The organism is Candidatus Cloacimonadota bacterium (genome assembly GCA_019429305.1).
Taxonomy (GTDB): domain Bacteria; phylum Cloacimonadota; class Cloacimonadia; order Cloacimonadales; family JAJBBL01; genus JAHYIR01.
This window is the reverse complement of record JAHYIR010000002.1, coordinates 77,500-95,761: the sequence shown is the minus strand read 5'-3', so window position 1 is coordinate 95,761 and position 18,262 is coordinate 77,500. Positions and strand designations below refer to the sequence as shown.

Sequence of the window (18,262 nt, the reverse complement as noted above, 5' to 3'; positions counted from 1 at the left end):
AATAAACCGATTGTTAAGTATTAGTTAAGAGTAGAGTTACAAATAAAAAAAGCTGCTTAACTTAAGAAGTCTTTCTTTAAGAAAAAAAAGCCCGAATTCTCCTTCGGGCTCGAAATATTTAGATCATTAATTATCTAGCTGGAAAAAAGATTTGTAATCCAACATAGATCCCAAAAATACTCTCTTCATTGTCATAAATATCATAATCTCCACCATATTTTCCTAAACCTAATGCATAACCTAAGCCAAAGTCAACAAATACATTTTGGACTACAGGAAGTAGGTATCCTGCCTTAAAATCAAGATAATTAGCAGAGTATTTAAAATCTCCATACCAATCATCTTCTTCGCTATAGAATTGCATCATAAATCCTAATCCACCATAAAGTTGATTGTAGAAGTATCTTCCTCCAACACCAATAGAAAAAGTCGATGATGACCAATCATCGCTACTTAATCTTTCATAATTAAGCAAAAAATCTGCCACAAGATTATCTACAAAGAAGTAGCCAAATTGTGGTGCAAAAGAAATAATTGAAATAGCATTTGCATCAGAATCAGATTTGTAACTTGCGTAAGTTGCGCTACCACCAACATTAATAGTCCCCTGATAAAAAGCGGATAAACTCGTAACTAGCAACAAGACCAATAGAGAAATTAAACTAATTCTCATTTCAAACTCCTATGAAATTTTGACTATAAAAGAGGATTATAATATTACGTCAAGAAATTTTAGATAGAATTGATTTTTATTTAAATTTTCGTATTAATTGTCATTTTATAAGAAGGCATTTAAATGAGTAAAAAAAAGCTGCTTCGTCGAAGCAGCTTTTAAGAATAAGTTTAATCTATATCTTCTATATTAGAATCTATACATGAATCTGGAAACCAGAGCCATTGTGTTGTCTACATCATCACCATAGTATTTACCTGGCATAGCCATAGCACCGACTAGATCAAAGTGAAGATTCTGATATAGTTTGTAATTCATACCCAAGTTTACTTCCATTCCCATATCTGTTTCATCAGCTTCAACTGCATTAAGCATACCAAAAGCGGCTTTAAGAGTTAACTCGTCATTTACCGGATAAGCACCATTCAGAACTATGCTCATAAGTCCTTGTCCATCGTTACCCGGTTCAACATAACCTGCTGAAGCACCTGAGTGAATACCAATACCAAAAATCTCTAATCCATTTTTATAATATGGATGGATTGAATTGAAGATGGTAGTTGATTCAGGATCACTTTCATCATCTCCACTGGTGTATAAGAAATCAAGTCCTACCATGGCTACTTCAAAGTCATAACCAGCTTTCAAAGAAACAGCAAAACCACCGTTGGAGTAATCTTTCCATCCATCTTCAGTAGGGATCCATTCTGAGTAAGAAGCCATGTTGTAAGCGGCTAACAGGTTGATATCGAAACCATCAAACATGTAATTGAAGTAGGGCATGATCCAAGCATCAATATTATTACCGGCATTCCATCTTCTGATAATATTGTTTAATCCAAACATCTTTCCTTTGTCGAAATTAATGAAGAAAAGATCGATGTCGTCATCATAATCGATTTCGCCTTCATACAACTTGGCTGTACCAAATTCTAACATAATATCTTCGCCAAACATTTTGTTGATCATAATACCGGCGAAGGGTGCCTGGTCATCATCTAATACTAAGCTACGTGGATCTTTCCATTCTTGAATACCTAATTTAGCGTTCACTCCTGTAAGTGGGCATAGAAATCCCAAATACAGATTTCTTGTTTCGATGTTTACTTCTCCAGCTGGGAATCCAGCTCCACCTTGACCCCAAACTAGATCGCCAACCTGAACTTTCCAAACTGCGGTTAAGTAGTTGCTGAAGGCCTTTTCAAAAGTCATCTGGAATCTGCTGTCAATGAAAGATTGAGTTGGCATATCTTTGCCAATTTCATAATAGAGAGCCATTCGAGTTCTTAGTTCCCCTCTTGTTAATAAATCTGCATAAACAAAAGATGCAAAAAGGGTGAACACTATCAGCACAAGAATAAATTTTTTCATATCTCCTCCTTTTTTAGGATACACTCATCTGTAATGAGTATCTACAAGGTGAATCATTTTAATATAGTGTAAAGTTGTCAATAAAAAAAGGTAGGAGTAGCGACCTAAACCCTTAAAAATCAGGGGATATAGGTAAAAACTGCAAGACGTAAGTATTGGCTAAGGTGTTGCCAGACATATCCTTAGAGCTATCAAAAATTTCTAAATGATAGGGCGTACGATTAGTAAGATTTTTTTGTGGAATTACTGTAAATTGTCTGGAGCTATCACGTTGCAACTTAATTGGTATCTTTTCACCTGTGATAGTATTGATCATTAGCATATCAATATTATCAACAGTCATAAATTTATTAAAAGTAATTATTAGTGAAGGGGTTAAATTGTCGACTATACCACCATTTCGAGGTATCGAATTTACTATTGCTGGTTGAATGTCATCAATCACATTATTTCCAAGGTATTCCATAACTAGTTCGTTAGAGATATTGTTTTTAAAATCTCTTGTATCTAACAGCGTAAGTGAATAGGAAACTGAATCCATGGCAACTGTAACAATCTCTAGTTGTTTATCTATAATATCATAATCACGAATATTGAGAGATTTTTGCAGAGAATCAGCAGTTGTTATCTGTAAGTCGGCAATAGATTTAACTGGTTTAGTAAAAGTAACCCTGATGAGAGAATTATTCTCAGCTCGAATAGATTGAATATCAGGTTTAGTATCGTCGTAATAATCTAAGAAAAGATTAACTTCTTTATTCCTAACAGCAGAGAAAGCAGTCTCAAAATATGGTTCAGTTCCTCTATCGTATCTTCTGTTGTTATTTTTATCAATAAATGCTCTTAGAATGAAATCACCATCATCAATATTCTCAAGATTATAATTTCTTCCGCTAATAATCTTACTAAAAATTCTGAGACTGTCTGCTGATAGGAGAGAGAGTGAAATCTCCTTACCAATATCATCTGTTACTTCATAACGGATATTACCAAAAACTCTATTGTTTGTGAGTACGCCGGTATGGAAAACAAAGAGATAATCCTCTTCCAGACTATTTCTTCTTAAATCTCTGATTTGTTTAGATAGTGTCAGAAAGTAATTTCGATCTTGCTTTAACTCTTCATTGATCTCAATGATCAGATTATTATCACTCCACCGGAATCTTTTATCATCTATAAGAGGATAGAACAAAATTCCTCTTTCACCTTCATAGATAGAAGATCGATCAATGGGTTTAGAAAAAGTAATTTCAATATTCTGATCAGTAATGTCACTGAATTGTTCAGGGATGATTGATACTATAACAGGACTCTCAGTATCAACTTCACCACCTGTTGGGGCTCTTCTGTTACCACATGCATTAAGTAATAAAACGAACAAAACAATAAAAGATAGTTTAAAAGCCCTTTTCAAGAAGTTTCTCCCTTGTTAGTTGTTGGTTTGCATTTGTTAAGAAACGGTTGATATATTTTCCTATGATATCGAATTCCAAATTCACTTTACTACCCGGTTTTAAGTTGTTTAGATTAGTGTGCTCTTGAGTAAACGTCACAATTGAAACAGAGAAAGAACCGGTATTCAGGGAAGCTACTGTCAAGCTAACTCCATTAACTGCAATAGAACCTTTATCTACAATGAAATTCTTATAGAGAGACGGTAAAGCAAATTCAATGATCAAGCTACCAGTATGATGTATAATCTGTAAGACACTTGTGATGCAATCTACATGTCCTTGAACAATATGTCCATCAAGCTTAGAGTCGGCTCTAAGGGCTCTTTCGAGATTCACCTGATAACCTGGATACCACAGACTAAGTGTTGTTGTCTTAATAGTTTCTGGCATTGCTTCAACAGTGATACTGTTATTAGAGAAGTCCGAAACGGTAAGACATAATCCGTCACAAGCAATGCTATCACCTAATGTTAGATCTGCTAACATGTTAGTACATTCAATGACAATAACCTTGCTTGTTCCTTTTTGTAAGCATTTTCTTACTGTGCCGATTTCTTGAATAATACCAGTGAACATAATATACTTAAATAGGATAGCGTCTTCTAAGAGCATTAGAAAGTGTTATTGGGCTGCTATACTCAATGTTACCACCGAAAGGTAAGCCGGTTGAAAGACGAGTTATTTTTTTATTCAAATGTGCTATCTCTGTGGCAATGAGTTCTATAGTAGTTTCACCCTCAGTAGATGGATTTAATGCCAGTATGATTTCTTCGATCTCCGATGCTTCTATACTTTTAAGAAGCTCCGGAAGATGAATTTCATTTGTTCCGATACCGTCCATTGGAGATAGTAGGTGACCTAAAACAAAATAAAAACCGGAGTATTCTCCAGTATTTTCGATCAAGTATACATCGTAAGTATTCTCAACAATACAAATAAGCCTCTTATCACGATCCGGGTCAGCACATATTGAACAGGGATTAGAATCACTCAACATATTACATTTTGGGCAATATGAGTGTAGTTCTACTGCCTCTTTGATAGTATCAGCTAAGTCTATGGCTTTTTCTTTGTCCTGATTGAGCAGATATAGGGCATATCTTTGAGCGGTTTTTTCTCCTACACCCGGTAGTTGCTTCAAACCATTCTTAAGCTCATCAAGTGTTTTATTGAATTTCATTACATCAAACCGGGAATATTTATACCACCAGTTAATTTTGACATCTCTTCCTGAGAATTGCGAGCTATTTTTTCGTGAGCTTCGTTAAATGCAGCAATTATAAGATCCTCAAGCATTTCAGCATCATTTGGATCTATAACTTCCGGATCAATTTTTAGCTTTTTTATCTCATATTTGCCGTTCATTTCGAGTTTAACCATACCGCCACCAGAAGTAGCTTCGACAGTCTTATTAGCAAGTTCTTCTTGTGCTTTAGCTAAGTCATCTTGCATCTTCTTAGCTTGATTCATAAGGTCTTTCAAACCTTTCTTTCCACCTGGGAACATAATTTATCACTCCTCTTTTTTTTATAAATCATCGTATTAACGAACTATCTGTCAAGATTTTTCAAGATCGATTATGATTTCCTTAAGATCATACTGCAATAAAGCTTTGGATAATAGTTACTATCGTTCTTAGAAAAAAACTACTTATCATTTTCATCTTTTTTATGAGCTAAAGCATAAACTCTGTTTTTTGGTATCTTGAGTTCTTTACTTACTTTGTTAACCGCGTAACTTGTAGTTTCACCATTTTCTAATAAGTTGTTGATACAATTCAGGATCTCTTCGTCAGTAATTTCCTTTTCTTCGGGGAAACCTTCACATATAATAACAATTTCTCCCTTATGCTTAATAACATCATTGTTTTCGATGAAGTAACTCAATTTGTTTCGATAATAGGTTTCGAATTTCTTTGTTAATTCTCTGCCAATAGTTACTTCTCGGTCTCCGAGATTATCGTATAACTTCTTCAGAAAAGTAGTTATTCTATGTGGGGCTTCGTAAAAAATTAAAGTAGAAGTCAAGGGTGCTATTTCTTCAAAGAGTTTTTTTTGCTCACTCTCTTTAGCTGGTAAAAAACCGCAGAAGAGAAATCTTTCCGTATTTAATCCGGAACTTACTAAAGCGGGTAGTAAGGCAGTAGCTCCGGGTAATGTGCAAACATTAAAATCGTTTATGATAGCTTCTTTGATTACAATAGCTGCCGGATCCGATATTCCCGGAGTGCCTGCATCAGAAATAATGGCAACATCCTTACCTTCTTCAAGCAATGCCAAAAATTTATCTATTCTACTCCTTTCATTAAACTTATGGTAACTGATTGTTGGCGTGCTAATCTGATAGTATTTTAGTAGTAGTGCAGAATGTCTTGTATCCTCTGCACCAATTAAAGCAACATTTTTTAAAGTTTCCACAGCCCGATAAGTTATATCTCCCAGATTACCTATGGGGGTTGGAATAATGTACAAAGTACCTTTATTCATGGTTGTATAGTTTTCAATTAAATATAATGCAAGTCAGTAAAAAATTCTTTTTAGGCACTTCAAACCCGATTAGTTGATCTGACGACTTTAATCACTAAATAAGTCTCCTTAGATAAGCTTTGATTTCTCGTAACTTGTTAAATATCCGAGTTTTAATTAGAAGTGAAAAACCCGATCCAGTGTTAAGTAACTTGTCTTTCACCTATCGGTAAAACAGTTTTTCCATGTGATTCATTGATTATTTCAGCCATTGCCAGATATATAGCTGATAAACCACAAATAATACCTTCCCAGCCAGCTATTATCCCGATCAATTCATTACCTGTCCAATCTCTTATTGCCAGTAACCAAAATAAAATGGTCAAAGATAGGAATACGAATTGCAGAGCTCGATTTTTTCCGAAAGTTCCTATCCACATAAAGAAAGTAAATAATCCCCACATGAAGAGATACCAACCCATATAAGCAAGTGGAGTTTCTTGTGACCATCCAAGTTTAGGGAAAACCCAGATAAAGACTAATGATATCCAGAAAAGCCCGTAAGAAGTAAAAGCAGTAGTTGCAAATGAATTTCCTTTTTTAAACTCCATAATACCAGCAAATATTTGAGCCATACCGCCGTAGAATATTCCCATACTAAGGATCATAGCACTAATAGGAAAGAATCCGGCATTATGAATATTTAAAAGGACAGTAGTCATACCAAAACCCATTAAACCAAGTGGGGCTGGATTTGCTAATTTATTTTCCATACCATCTCCTTAAATAAAAAACCTGCAGCTGTTTATCAACTGCAGGTTTTTAAGCTTTATAGTCCGTATTTTTCGATGATTTCCTGTTTAGTTTTTCCAAGTATGTCATATTTCTTACCAACTTTGATGAAAGCATCAAGAGCTTTATCAAGATGGTGAATTTCATGTCCCGCCGAGATCTGGGTTCTTATTCTCGCCTTTCCATTGGGAACAACAGGGAAGAAGAAACCAATAGCATAGATCCCTTCATCATAAAGATCTTTAGAGAAGTCTTGAGATAGTTTAGCATTGAAGAGCATGACCGGAACAATTGGAGTATCTCCTGGTTGCAACACGAATCCCGCTTCGGTGAGTCCTTTTCGCCAATATTCGGTATTTTTTTCTAACTTATCTCTTCTTTCTGTGCTTTCCGAAAGAATATCCAGAACCTTTAAAACGCCACTAACCACTACAGGTGCAATAGTGTTAGAGAAAAGATAAGGACGCGCCTTTTGACGGCACATCTCTACAAGCTCTTTTCTTCCTGAAACACAACCACCGGAAGCCCCACCCAGAGCTTTCCCAAAAGTTGTTGTAATGATATCAATCTTTCCCATTACTCCACAATGCTCATGTGTTCCTCTTCCGGTTTTTCCAATAAAACCTGAGGAGTGTGAATCATCAACAAAGAGCATGGCATCATATATTTCACATAATTCAACCATTTCGGCTAATTTTGCTGTGTCTCCGTCCATACTAAAAACACCGTCGGTAATGACCATTTTAAACCTTTTATCACTGTGAAGTTGCAGTTTCTCTTCCAGATGTTGCATATTTGAATGCTTAAAAGTATCATGCATAGCACTGCAAAGGCGGATACCGTCAATAATTGATGCATGAACCAAACGATCGGAGATCATTACATCTTGATCAGTGAGTACTGCTTCGAAAACACCAGCATTGGCATCCATACAGCTTGGGAAAAGGATTGTATCTTCTGTTCCCAGAAATTCAGTAACTTTTCTTTCCAGTTCTTTGTGTATATCCTGTGTCCCGCAAATAAAACGAACCGAGGACATTCCATAACCTCTGGTATCTAATCCTTCATGTGCTGCTTTCACAACTTCCGGATGGCTGGATAACCCCAGATAATTATTAGCACACATATTTATAACTTTCTTTAGTGAGGAACCGGTAGGAAATTCTACTTCGATATCAGCAGCTTGAGCAGAATGAATAAATCGTTCTACTTTAAAGATTCCTGCATCTTGAATAGATTTAAGCTGTTCCTGATATATTCCTCTTATTTTGTCGCTATAACTCATCTTTACTCCTTATTAGAAATTTACAAATTACCCTTAAATGTTTTATCCTGTAAATTTGATTACTTTGATCAACTCAAGGGTAGATTAACCAATAAATTCTTTCACTAATTGTGTGATCTTATTCACAGTATCAAAAGCTTCCGGTGTAGCTTTATCATCAGGGATAGATATCTTATATTTTGCTTCCAAAAATCGTTTTAATGATACCATTGAAAATGAATCTACGATCCCACCTGAAATAAGCGGGGTATCATAAGTAAGTTCTTCATCTTCATCTTCCAGATACTCGTTGATCACATATTCCAATACAATGTCTTTAATCTCTTCCATTTTTTTCTCCTCTTATTTTGATTTATTTATTCATCGTCTTCCAATGTAGATGTATCTCCGATCTCTTCTCCCCATTCTTTAGCATGTAGTAAGCGACGCATTATTTTACCGCTGCGTGTTTTGGGTAAACTATCTACATATTCTATTTCCTGAGGCATAGCGAACGAAGATAATTTCTTGCGGATAAAATTCATTATGCTCAACTCCAACATATCATCAGGTTCGTATCCCGGTTTTAATAATACGAATGCTTTTACTACTTCCATATTTACTTCATCCGGCTTTGATACAACAGCACTTTCAGCAACAGCTTCATGTTCAAGCAGTGCTGATTCTATCTCGAAGGGGCTTACCAGGTGTCCACCGGTATTGATAACATCATCATCTCTACCCACAAACCAGTAATAACCTTCATGATCAATAGATGCCCTATCACCGGACAAATACCAACCATTTTTGAATTTTGATTTGTAGGTCTCTTCATTATTCCAGTAAGTACGAATCATGGCAGGCCAACCGGGACGAAAAGCTATCAGACCGATCTTTCCCGGCTCAGTAAAAGGTTCGAAAGTCTTAGGATCTAAAACAGTAGCAGTAATACCCGGGAAAGGTTTTCCCATCGAACCGGGTTTGATTTTCATACCCGGGAAATTGGTCAACATAATAGATCCGGTCTCAGTTTGCCAGAAAGTATCGTGGAAAGGATGACCATAAACTTTTTCACTCCAGATAACCGCTGTGGCATTGAGTGGTTCACCCACACTTGCCAGATGACGGAGAGAAGATAGATCGAATTTTTTTACAACTTCATCCCCTGCTTTCATCAATGAACGAATAGCGGTTGGAGCAGAGTACCACATGGAAACTTTATATTTCTCTATGAAATGATACCAGTTCTCAGCACTGAATCCAACATCAGAAACAAATTGGGTGACACCGAGACTCCATGGACCAATTATTCCGTAAGAGGTTCCTGTAACCCAACCAGGGTCTGCAGTACACCAGTAGATATCATCATCCTGCAGATCAAGTACCCATTTTGTCGTTAAAAATTGCGAGATAAGTGAATAGTGAACATGTTTAACACCTTTAGGTTGTCCTGTCGTACCGGAAGTATAATGCAAAACAGATGGTGATTCGGCTTTTGTCGGATAGATCTCAAAATTTTGTGGTTCCGGATAATTCTCCATATCAAAAGCTATTTCTCTTTCCTTTAATGGTTTGCTCAGATCAGAATCTACAACTATTATATGTTTCAGATACGGGCTTATTTCAAGTAATTTACGAACCTTGCCGACATGTTTTCTTTGAGTAATAATAGCTGATGTCTTGGCATTATCTAATCTAACGTGTAAAGATTCATCGCCAAAAGCTGAAAAAAGCGGTTGAGCAATAGCACCAATTTTAAGAACTCCTAAAAAACCTATGTAAAGTTCAGGGATCTTGTCCATAAAGAGACAAACTCGATCCTCGTTCTTGATCCCCAGACTACGAAGAAAATCACCAATTTTATTACTGTTGATGCGGACCTGATCGAATGTATATTGCTTTCTCTTATCATTCATTCCTTCCCAATAGAGTGCGATTTTATCGGCTTTTCCCATTTCACAGATGCGATCGGAACAATACCAACCAATGTTGATATTATCCCCCTCTTTATAACCGAGTTCTTGTTCGGAAATTGACCAATCAAAGTTCCTGATTCTCTCTTCGTATGATCCTATGTTTGACATAAAACCTCTCCTTTATCCTTAATTTATTTTATTGAAGTAAAATCTTTCTTCTCTATGATGACGATCGCTCCAGCACAAGATTTTAGATGAGTTAATGATACATAGATTTTGTCAAGCTTGTTTTCTAAAGCAAATTGCTTCGCTTTACCGTGCAAACAAATGGTAGGTTTTCCTAGATCATTGTTAACAATCTCAATATCCTTGAAACTCATTCCACCTCGCCATCCGGTTCCAATTGCCTTAAAAAATGCCTCTTTAGCTGCAAATCTGGCAGCAAAACTCTCAGCATAGGTTTTCTTAGCAGAACAATATTCAATTTCCTTTTCAGAGAATATTTTTTCTTTGAAGCCGTTTTTCTCCAATTGCTTTTGGACTCTTTCAACTTCTATATTATCAATACCAATACCGAAGATCATTTTTTTAGTTTTTTTCTTAGTACATTCAACATATCAACTGTCATCTCAGGAAGATTATATTCATGTTGCCAATTCCATTCTGATCGAGCAACAGAGTCATCCATCTTATTAGGCCAACTGTCAGCAATAGCTTGGCGAACAGGATCTATATCATATTTCAATTTAAACTCAGGAATATGTTTCCGGATTTCAGCTGCAATTTCTTCCGGTTCAAAACTCATTGCGGCTACATTATAACAATTTCTGTGAATTAATTTTGCCGGATCTGCTTCCATGAGCTCGATAGCTGCCCTTAAACAATCAGGCATGTACATCATATCAAGATAAGTTCCTGCTTTAAGATTACAAGTGAATTCTCCTTCCAGGATAGCTTTATAATAGATATCAACTGCATAATCTGTAGTTCCTCCACCGGGTAAGGTCACATTAGAAATAATACCTGGATAGCGGACACCCCGAGCATCTACTCCGAATTTCAGATGATAATAATCGCAGAGTAACTCACCGGCTACTTTTGTTACTCCATACATGGAAGTAGGTCGCATAATAGTATCTTGTGGTGTGTTGTCATGTGGTGTTGTTGGCCCGAAAGCGCCGATAGAAGAAGGGGTAAAGAGAGCAAACTTAAATTCAGTCGCCAGTTCCAGCAAGTTCATCAAACCGCCGATATTGATTTTCCAGGAGAGTTGAGGATTGCGTTCACCAATTGAAGAAAGCAGAGCAGCTAGATTGTATACAGTATCTATGTCATTATGTTTTATAACGGTTTTAATCTTTTCTGCATCCAAACAGTCTATTATTTCATAAGGACCATTAAGCAAAATTTCCGGAGGGTTCTGTTGAATGTCGGAGGCAACGACATTATTAGTCCCATATATTCTGCGCAGCTCGGGAACTAATTCTGATCCAATTTGACCGGCTGAACCGATGACCAATATCTTTTTCATTATCTACTTCCTTTGTTTATTATTTTTCATTGCTTCATTTCCACGATTTAAATTAGATTCGGATTAGATGTAACCCTTCACCCTTTTTATTAAATCCATCTTCCGAAGAGAGACTCTTCTTCTACATGACTTTTAGGCAAATCTCAATTTTCGTCAGATTTGTCAATCAAAAATACTGGTTGAGGGATTAATATTCAATTTCTTCATTCTACTATAATTTAAGTGTTTCTTTTTGAGAGATATATAAAGAATTTTCTATGCTGTAGTACATACTAAAATGCTTAGAAAGTATAGTCATTAATTTTGTGGATTTTCTCAGGTTTTGTCAGGTTTAGAATAAATGTTGATATCCCGCTATCAGGTTCTTAGCTGCAAAGTTCCAGTTATATTTTTCCACCACAGCTTTTCTGCCATTTTGACCCATCATTCTCATCTCTTCACGATGATGGATAGCATAAAGCATTTTATCACTTAGTTCTTGAATATCCTTATCATTATAAGTAAGTCCAGCTTGACATTCAGTTAAAATTCTCTCTATAGGAGGACAATTACTTGAGATCACAGTTTTTCCCAACATCATATATTGAAACAATTTGTTCGGTATGGTATTATCACTGTGTCCATTTCTCAGGTGCGGAATAATTGTGAAATCTGATTCTGCTATTAAAGAGAGAGTTTTCTCATAAGTCTGCCAACCATAAAAAACTATCCTGTCATAAGTTGGAAACTGATGGGCATATTGTTTCATTTTCTGCAGGTTTTTCCCGTTACCAACAAGCCATAATTGAGTATCAGAAACTTGTAAAGCTATTGCATTAAAAGCCGGTATCAAGATATTCAAGCCTCGTGCACTGTAAAAATTGCCAGCATATAGAAAAACGTTTCTCTTCTTGTTAAGAGTAGTTTCTTCATGGATCATATCTTTTTCGATGATGGGAGTATTGGAGACGAGATAGATTTTTTCAGGATCTGCACCAAGAGCAACAAGACGATCTTTTTGTTCTTCGATTACACTAAGAACTAAATCTGCTTCTTTGATCATAGTTTTTTCATATTCAAGCCATTGGTTAAAAGATGATAATAATTTGCCTGGTATAGTTTTTGTATGGGGAGATACTTGTAGCATATAGGGGTAATTTTCATGAAGATCGAGAACAAAGAGGATACTATGTTTTTCACGAATCTCCCAAGCTATCTTAGCCAGTGGAAGGTCATGAACATGAAGAACATCAATTTGTTCTTGCTTTATTATCGAATTAACGAAAGCTCTCCAAAAGTTAAAATAAAAGGGAAATTTCAAGGCACCGACGCTAGATTTATAGACAAACTTCGGGATCCTTTTTCTAATTATTGTTAAATTTTTGTTATCATTAGTCTCAGTCTCATCTTTGTCTGAAACACAAGCAACAGTGATCTGATAACCATTTGCCAAAAGAGTTTTAATTTCCTTCTCTACCCTGATATCAGGTGGAAAATGGTGTTCTAAAAGCATTAAAATATTCATAGATCAGACCATCTAAGAAATTATCTATACTTCGGCTTTGGAAACGAACATAATACCGGTCAAGAAAAAGACAGCGTGTGGTAACCAAGCTGCGGTTGCTGGGTGTAAAACTTCATTATATCCAAGACTTTGACTAATTCGGACTACAGTAAGATAGAGAAAGCAGATAATTATCCCGATGATAAAGATCATGCCTCGATATCTACTCCGCATAGATACAGTAGCAAGAGGTACACAAAAGAGCATGATGATGAAATTAGCAAAAGGAAAGGATATTTTGGTATAGAGATCAACCAGTTCGGTATTATAATTCTCACCTACACGCTTTAACCGAGCGATATAATCACTAAGCTCAAAGTAATTCATTGACATCGGACTTTTTGCACTCTTTACAAAATCGGTTGGAGTGACATTTATGTCATCGAGTGATATGGACTTGTAATGCTTGGTTGATAACAACTTTCCATCTTGGAAAGTACGGATGACACAATCGTCGAAGATCCACTGATCATTTTGCCATCTTGCAGTTACAGCAGTGAGTTTTCTTTCTATTTCATACGTTTTCGGATTAATGGTTGTAATATCAATCATTCTCAGCGTATTTCGGAAACCATCAAAGAACCCGATATTATAAAGAGTATTACCTTCTCCACGATATTGAATATTGGAACGCATCCGGACATCTTCATGTTCCTGTCCGCGAATTTTCACCCTAAACAGGTATTCTCGATGATCTTCTGCTTTTGGTAGTATAAGATCACCAAAAAACATAATAAAAATACTGTAGATTATTCCGAATACGAAAAGGGGAGTAACTAAGCGGTTAATGCTTACTCCGGAAGCCCGAATAGCTATTGATTCATTGTATTTGGAAAGCATGTCCATTAAAAAGAGGCCGGCTAAAAGTACTGTAACTGGTGAAGTAATAACAAAAAGGTAAGGAATGCGAAGCAGAAAGTACTGAATAAGGAAATGTAATTCACTGGTTGTTCTAAGTAATCTCGGTAATCTGTCAAAAACATCCACTACAATAAACACAAATGCCAAGGATAAACTTATGATGATGAAAGTCTTCAAGAACTGAGTTATTATATATCTATCGAGAATTCGCATTTTTGTTATCTCTTAAGAAATCTTCTCTTAAAGGCAGAGATCTTTTCTTTCCAGATTTCCCACTTAATAGTTTTCATGTCTTTAGTTGAAGTGATCACCAGATATATACCAACAGCACCAAAGAAGAAATTTGGTGCCCACATAGCGATCCATGGAGCAACATACCCCTTATCACCCAGTTGTTCACCGCTTACAAGAAAAATGTAGTAGATAATAAAAATTATAGCACTGGTGGAGAAAGCAACTCCAACACCACTACTACGGATCATCATTCCGATAGGCACACCTAAAAAGACAAAGATCAAGCAAGCGAAAGCTATTGCATACTTCTTATGGATCTCTACTTGAAATTCTCGTACCCGCTGTTCCAGATCCTCGATCTTGTTCTGTGATATACCTATTAGATTAGTGTTTCGCTCAACCTCAGTTCTAACCTGAGATAGATGAATTTCAGGTTCAAGAAGCTCGTTACGATTCTGCAGCCGTTCTATCTGGGCTTGTGTATCAAGGATCTCCTGCCTGCGCTCTCTATTGATCTGCAACATCGTTGACGTATTCATCTCCCGATCACTTCGATAGTCTGAATCGTCAATATTCATCTGGTATCCCAGATCTGGTAAATGGATGACCAAGCGGGCAAATTTTTGGAGAGTATAACGTGCCGGGTCACGGGCATCTCTTTCATGTACTTCTCCACTGAAAAGAGTAGCTTTAAAATTATTACCTCCGTCCGTCAGCTCTATCAAACCTCTTTCAGCAGTAATAGTTTGAGGGAAACCGGTCCCCTGTCTATTATAGATGGTAACTCCGATCAGTTCATCATTTCTGATCTCAGAAGTATAAATAGTATAGTTCTTAATAGTAGTAAAGACACCCGGTGTAATATTTGTTACAGGACGACGATAATGTAATCTGATCAGCAGGTTTTTTAGTTTATGATTGGTCTCTGGTAGGATATGATGATTGAAATATATCATAAAAAGTGAGAGAAAAAAGGCGGCTATAACAGTTGAACGCATCAAAGTATAAATATTGATCCCGCAAGATTTAAAGGCAGATAACTCGTTATCTACCGATAATCTGCCGAAGGACATTATTGTTGCCAATAATACAGCCATAGGTATCGAGAGAGCTAACATGAAGGGTAAGCTGAGACTAAATACTGAAATAATTGCCGGAATATCGAGCCGTTTTTCGATAATCAGATTGAGCAGGTCGATCAATTTATCGAGCAGAAAAATAAAAGTTAAGACCATCGAGGCGATAATAAAGGGTTTTACATTCTCTCTTAGGATGTAACGCTCTAATATTTTCATTATCTTGTCTTTCCTCTAGCGAAAGTTATTACTCATCTGACCCGCTTTTAAGGAGTTCTAACAGTTTATCTTCGTTGATTATTTTAATAGTTCCTATTTGTTCAGCTTTCTGAATCTTGGAACCGGGATTCTCACCAACAACTAAATAGTCTAACTTTTTACTAACTGCTGAGATCACTCTCCCTCCATTTTCCTCTATCAATTTATTTGCTTCATCTCTGGTATAACGTGCAAGTGTCCCAGTTATTAAAAAACTTTTACCATTTAGCTTATCACTCTTTATTTTCTTCTTTGCTTGAAACTTCAAGCCGGCTTTTTGTAATGCTTCGACGGTTTTTAGACTCTCTTCATTGTGCCAGAAGTCATATAAAGATTGAGCGATCTTTTCTCCAATCTCTTCAACCTGCAAAAAATCCTCAATACTGGCATGTTTGAGTGATGAAAGATCAGAAAAGTGTTCGGAAATGATCTTTGCTGTTTTATCTCCCACATAACGGATACCGAGAGCAAAGAGAATCCTGTCGAATGGTTGTTCGATAGATTTTTCGATGGCTTGTTTCAAGTTATAAACAGACTTTTCACCCTGGTTTTCCAAAGCCAAAACCTTTTGATAATCAATATGATAGATATCTTCCAGGTTGCCTATAATATTATTCTCCAATAGCTTAGCTATTAATGCTTCACCTAATCCCTCGATATCCATAGCTTTACGAGAAACGAAATGTTCGATGCGTCTTTGTATTTGTGCCGGACAGTTGATATTATTACAATAGCGAATTACCCCTTCCGGTTCTTTAGTTAAGGGGGTATGGCATTCCGGACAGGAAGAAGGGAATTTAACAGGTAAAGCATCCGGTTTGCGTAATGATCGTTCAACTCTGAGGATTTTGGGGATGATTTCACCCGATTTGATCAGTGTCACAGTATCACCATAATGCAGGTCTAAACGAGCGATCTCATCTTCATTATGCAACGTTGCCCTTGAGACCGTGGAACCTGAAATGAAAACAGGTTTCAGAATAGCTGTTGGTGTTACTGCACCTGTTCTTCCGACACTATAGAGAACATCCAGCAGTTCGGTACTCTTTTCTTCTGCTTTGAATTTATAAGCGATAGCCCAACGGGGGTTTTTATCTGTAAAGCCCAGTTCTTGTTGAATACTAAGGTCATTAATTTTGATCACTACACCATCAATATCGTATTCAAGCTCGGCACGTTTCTTTTCCCAGCATTGACAGTATTCAGTTATTTCGGCAAAATTAATAGCCAGCTTGTTATGAGGACTAACATTAAAACCAAGGTTTCTCAGAAAATCGAGCAATTCACATTGTGTTTTGATATCTTTATTGTTAAATATTCCTACTGAATAGATCAGAGAATTGAGTTTTCGTTCTGCAACTAACTCACTATTTTTGACCTTAATAGTTCCTGCTGCGGCATTGCGGGGATTGGCGAAGATTTTTCCTCCCACTTTTTCCCTCTCAAGATTTATTCTTTGAAATTCGGAAACTGGCAGATAAATTTCTCCTCTGACTTCAATCGGTTTATAATAGCCTATCTTTTGTGGTATAGAGGATATCATCTTAACATTTTCGGTGACCTCTTCTCCTTTGAAACCATCACCCCGTGTTGTTGCGTATTGCAGATCACCATTTTCATAATAAAGGTTGATACTGAAGCCATCAATTTTCAGCTCTAAGGTCACTGGCAGAAAAGTATTATCTGTATTTTTAGCAGCTCTTTTGAGAAAGGATTCTACTTCTTCCAAAGTATAGGCATTATCAAGACTGAACATTCTGACTTTATGCTCAATGACTTTTGCTATCAGTCTGATATCATCACCCACCTTGGCAGTTGGTGATTCTTTGCTTTTGAACTGGGGATACCTCTCTTCCAGTTCAGTCAGTTTCTTCAGGAGTTGATCATATTCATAATCGCTTATCTCCGGCTCTGTGAATAGATAATAGAGCTGATTATGTTTTTCGATCAATTTTCTTAATCTTTTTATTTCCTTCTCGATTCTTTTTTCTTCTGTTGTCACTTATCTAACCTGTTACTCAATCATTCTTCATGAAATTTTCTCTTGGGGGGTTATCAAACTCTTTAAATAATGGATTGACTTTCTAAAACAGGATTTTTCGGTCTCTAATGTGTAAGTAACAGGTAGAGTAAAACTGTGCTCGAACACTTCCTGAAAATCAATAATACCCTCTCCCAGAGCAAGATGACTATCCTCTTCACCGTTATTATCACTCAGATGAATATGTTGTATTTTTTGACTGAGAGAACTCCACCAATCAAGGAAATTAGCTTCAGAATAACAATAAATATGTGCTATATCAAGACATATTGATAACTTATCCGATGGAAAACGCTGGAAAATGGTTGCAAAGATCTCCGGATCCGGTTCAAAAGTATTCTCTAACAAAAGTGTAATATCTTTTTCTTCACAGTATCCGAGTATTTTCTCCAGATTTTGATAAAAGCTCTGTAACCATTTTTCCAAACCTATTGCTGGTATATAAGAAGGGGTTGCAACATGCATTACTGCCCTTTTCATATTTAGCTCAGAACAGCGTTTCAATCCCTGTATGATAATTTCATAAGATAGTTTTCGAATGTAGGTATCCTTGCAACCAAGCTGTAATCCATAAAAGGGTAGATGGAATATTGTTCTAAGATTCAGTTCGGAAATAGTATGCGCTAATGTTCTTGCAAATGGTTGATATTTTTCATAAAGATAAGATGAGTCGGTAATGCACAATTCCAGATTTAGCTCCAGCTCTTTTAATAATGTTAGATTTTGATGAATCTCTTCATTAAGGTCTATTTTGCCGTAAAATCTCTCATTCATTTCTTACTT

The 18,262-nt window shown here is 36.4% G+C and carries 18 protein-coding genes; all 18 read right to left on the bottom strand.

The features are described from left to right. Positions 1-130: 130 nt before the first annotated feature. The 18 genes from K0B81_01735 to K0B81_01650 all read right to left on the bottom strand — a co-directional run bounded on the left by K0B81_01735 (position 131) and on the right by K0B81_01650 (position 18,253). A complete protein-coding gene (locus K0B81_01735; protein ID MBW6515322.1) occupies positions 131-532 on the bottom strand; it encodes a hypothetical protein in 402 nt (133 codons plus the stop codon). A 330-nt stretch (positions 533-862) separates the two neighbouring features. Then, positions 863-2,044: a hypothetical protein gene (locus K0B81_01730; protein ID MBW6515321.1), complete on the bottom strand. Its 1,182-nt coding sequence runs from the start codon at positions 2,042-2,044 to the stop codon at positions 863-865. Positions 2,045-2,156: 112 nt separating this feature from the next. Next, positions 2,157-3,458 (bottom strand): Ig-like domain-containing protein, encoded by a 1,302-nt coding sequence (locus tag K0B81_01725; GenBank protein MBW6515320.1) that lies wholly within the window; start codon positions 3,456-3,458, stop codon positions 2,157-2,159. Further along, on the bottom strand, positions 3,442-4,110 hold the full coding sequence (locus K0B81_01720; GenBank protein MBW6515319.1) for a riboflavin synthase: 669 nt from the start codon (positions 4,108-4,110) through the stop codon (positions 3,442-3,444). Before K0B81_01720 ends, K0B81_01725 begins: the two co-directional genes overlap by 17 nt. After that, a complete protein-coding gene (gene recR, locus K0B81_01715; GenBank protein ID MBW6515318.1) occupies positions 4,082-4,678 on the bottom strand; it encodes a recombination mediator RecR in 597 nt (198 codons plus the stop codon). Before recR ends, K0B81_01720 begins: the two co-directional genes overlap by 29 nt. After that, entirely contained in the window at positions 4,678-5,004 is a 327-nt protein-coding gene (locus K0B81_01710) for a YbaB/EbfC family nucleoid-associated protein (protein MBW6515317.1), read from the bottom strand. Before K0B81_01710 ends, recR begins: the two co-directional genes overlap by 1 nt. 140 nt (positions 5,005-5,144) lie before the next feature. Beyond that, the gene (rsmI, locus tag K0B81_01705; GenBank protein MBW6515316.1) at positions 5,145-5,984 is read right to left on the bottom strand and encodes a 16S rRNA (cytidine(1402)-2'-O)-methyltransferase; all 840 of its coding nucleotides are present in this window, start codon (positions 5,982-5,984) and stop codon (positions 5,145-5,147) included. A 182-nt stretch (positions 5,985-6,166) separates the two neighbouring features. After that, the gene (locus K0B81_01700) at positions 6,167-6,736 is read right to left on the bottom strand and encodes an acetate uptake transporter (GenBank protein ID MBW6515315.1); all 570 of its coding nucleotides are present in this window, start codon (positions 6,734-6,736) and stop codon (positions 6,167-6,169) included. 56 nt (positions 6,737-6,792) lie between these two features. Continuing rightward, positions 6,793-8,040: a glycine C-acetyltransferase gene (kbl, locus tag K0B81_01695; GenBank protein ID MBW6515314.1), complete on the bottom strand. Its 1,248-nt coding sequence runs from the start codon at positions 8,038-8,040 to the stop codon at positions 6,793-6,795. Between the two features lie 84 nt (positions 8,041-8,124). Next, the gene (locus tag K0B81_01690) at positions 8,125-8,370 is read right to left on the bottom strand and encodes an acyl carrier protein (protein ID MBW6515313.1); all 246 of its coding nucleotides are present in this window, start codon (positions 8,368-8,370) and stop codon (positions 8,125-8,127) included. Positions 8,371-8,396: 26 nt separating this feature from the next. Continuing rightward, positions 8,397-10,103, bottom strand: a complete 1,707-nt coding sequence (acsA, locus tag K0B81_01685; GenBank protein ID MBW6515312.1) for an acetate--CoA ligase — start codon at positions 10,101-10,103, stop codon at positions 8,397-8,399. 23 nt (positions 10,104-10,126) lie between these two features. Continuing rightward, positions 10,127-10,519 carry a holo-ACP synthase gene (gene acpS / locus K0B81_01680; protein ID MBW6515311.1) on the bottom strand — a complete coding sequence of 131 codons (393 nt, stop codon included), beginning with the start codon at positions 10,517-10,519 and terminating at the stop codon, positions 10,127-10,129. Further along, on the bottom strand, positions 10,516-11,466 hold the full coding sequence (locus tag K0B81_01675; GenBank protein ID MBW6515310.1) for an L-threonine 3-dehydrogenase: 951 nt from the start codon (positions 11,464-11,466) through the stop codon (positions 10,516-10,518). The genes acpS and K0B81_01675 overlap by 4 nt, the downstream gene beginning before the upstream one ends. A gap of 331 nt (positions 11,467-11,797) precedes the next feature. Further along, positions 11,798-12,970 carry a glycosyltransferase family 4 protein gene (locus K0B81_01670; protein ID MBW6515309.1) on the bottom strand — a complete coding sequence of 391 codons (1,173 nt, stop codon included), beginning with the start codon at positions 12,968-12,970 and terminating at the stop codon, positions 11,798-11,800. Between the two features lie 24 nt (positions 12,971-12,994). Then, a complete protein-coding gene (locus K0B81_01665) occupies positions 12,995-14,083 on the bottom strand; it encodes an LptF/LptG family permease (GenBank protein ID MBW6515308.1) in 1,089 nt (362 codons plus the stop codon). A 5-nt stretch (positions 14,084-14,088) separates the two neighbouring features. Continuing rightward, positions 14,089-15,399: an LptF/LptG family permease gene (locus tag K0B81_01660; GenBank protein ID MBW6515307.1), complete on the bottom strand. Its 1,311-nt coding sequence runs from the start codon at positions 15,397-15,399 to the stop codon at positions 14,089-14,091. 28 nt (positions 15,400-15,427) lie between these two features. Then, on the bottom strand, positions 15,428-17,440 hold the full coding sequence (gene ligA / locus K0B81_01655) for an NAD-dependent DNA ligase LigA (GenBank protein ID MBW6515306.1): 2,013 nt from the start codon (positions 17,438-17,440) through the stop codon (positions 15,428-15,430). Between the two features lie 27 nt (positions 17,441-17,467). After that, positions 17,468-18,253 carry a sugar phosphate isomerase/epimerase gene (locus tag K0B81_01650; protein MBW6515305.1) on the bottom strand — a complete coding sequence of 262 codons (786 nt, stop codon included), beginning with the start codon at positions 18,251-18,253 and terminating at the stop codon, positions 17,468-17,470. Positions 18,254-18,262: the final 9 nt, after the last annotated feature.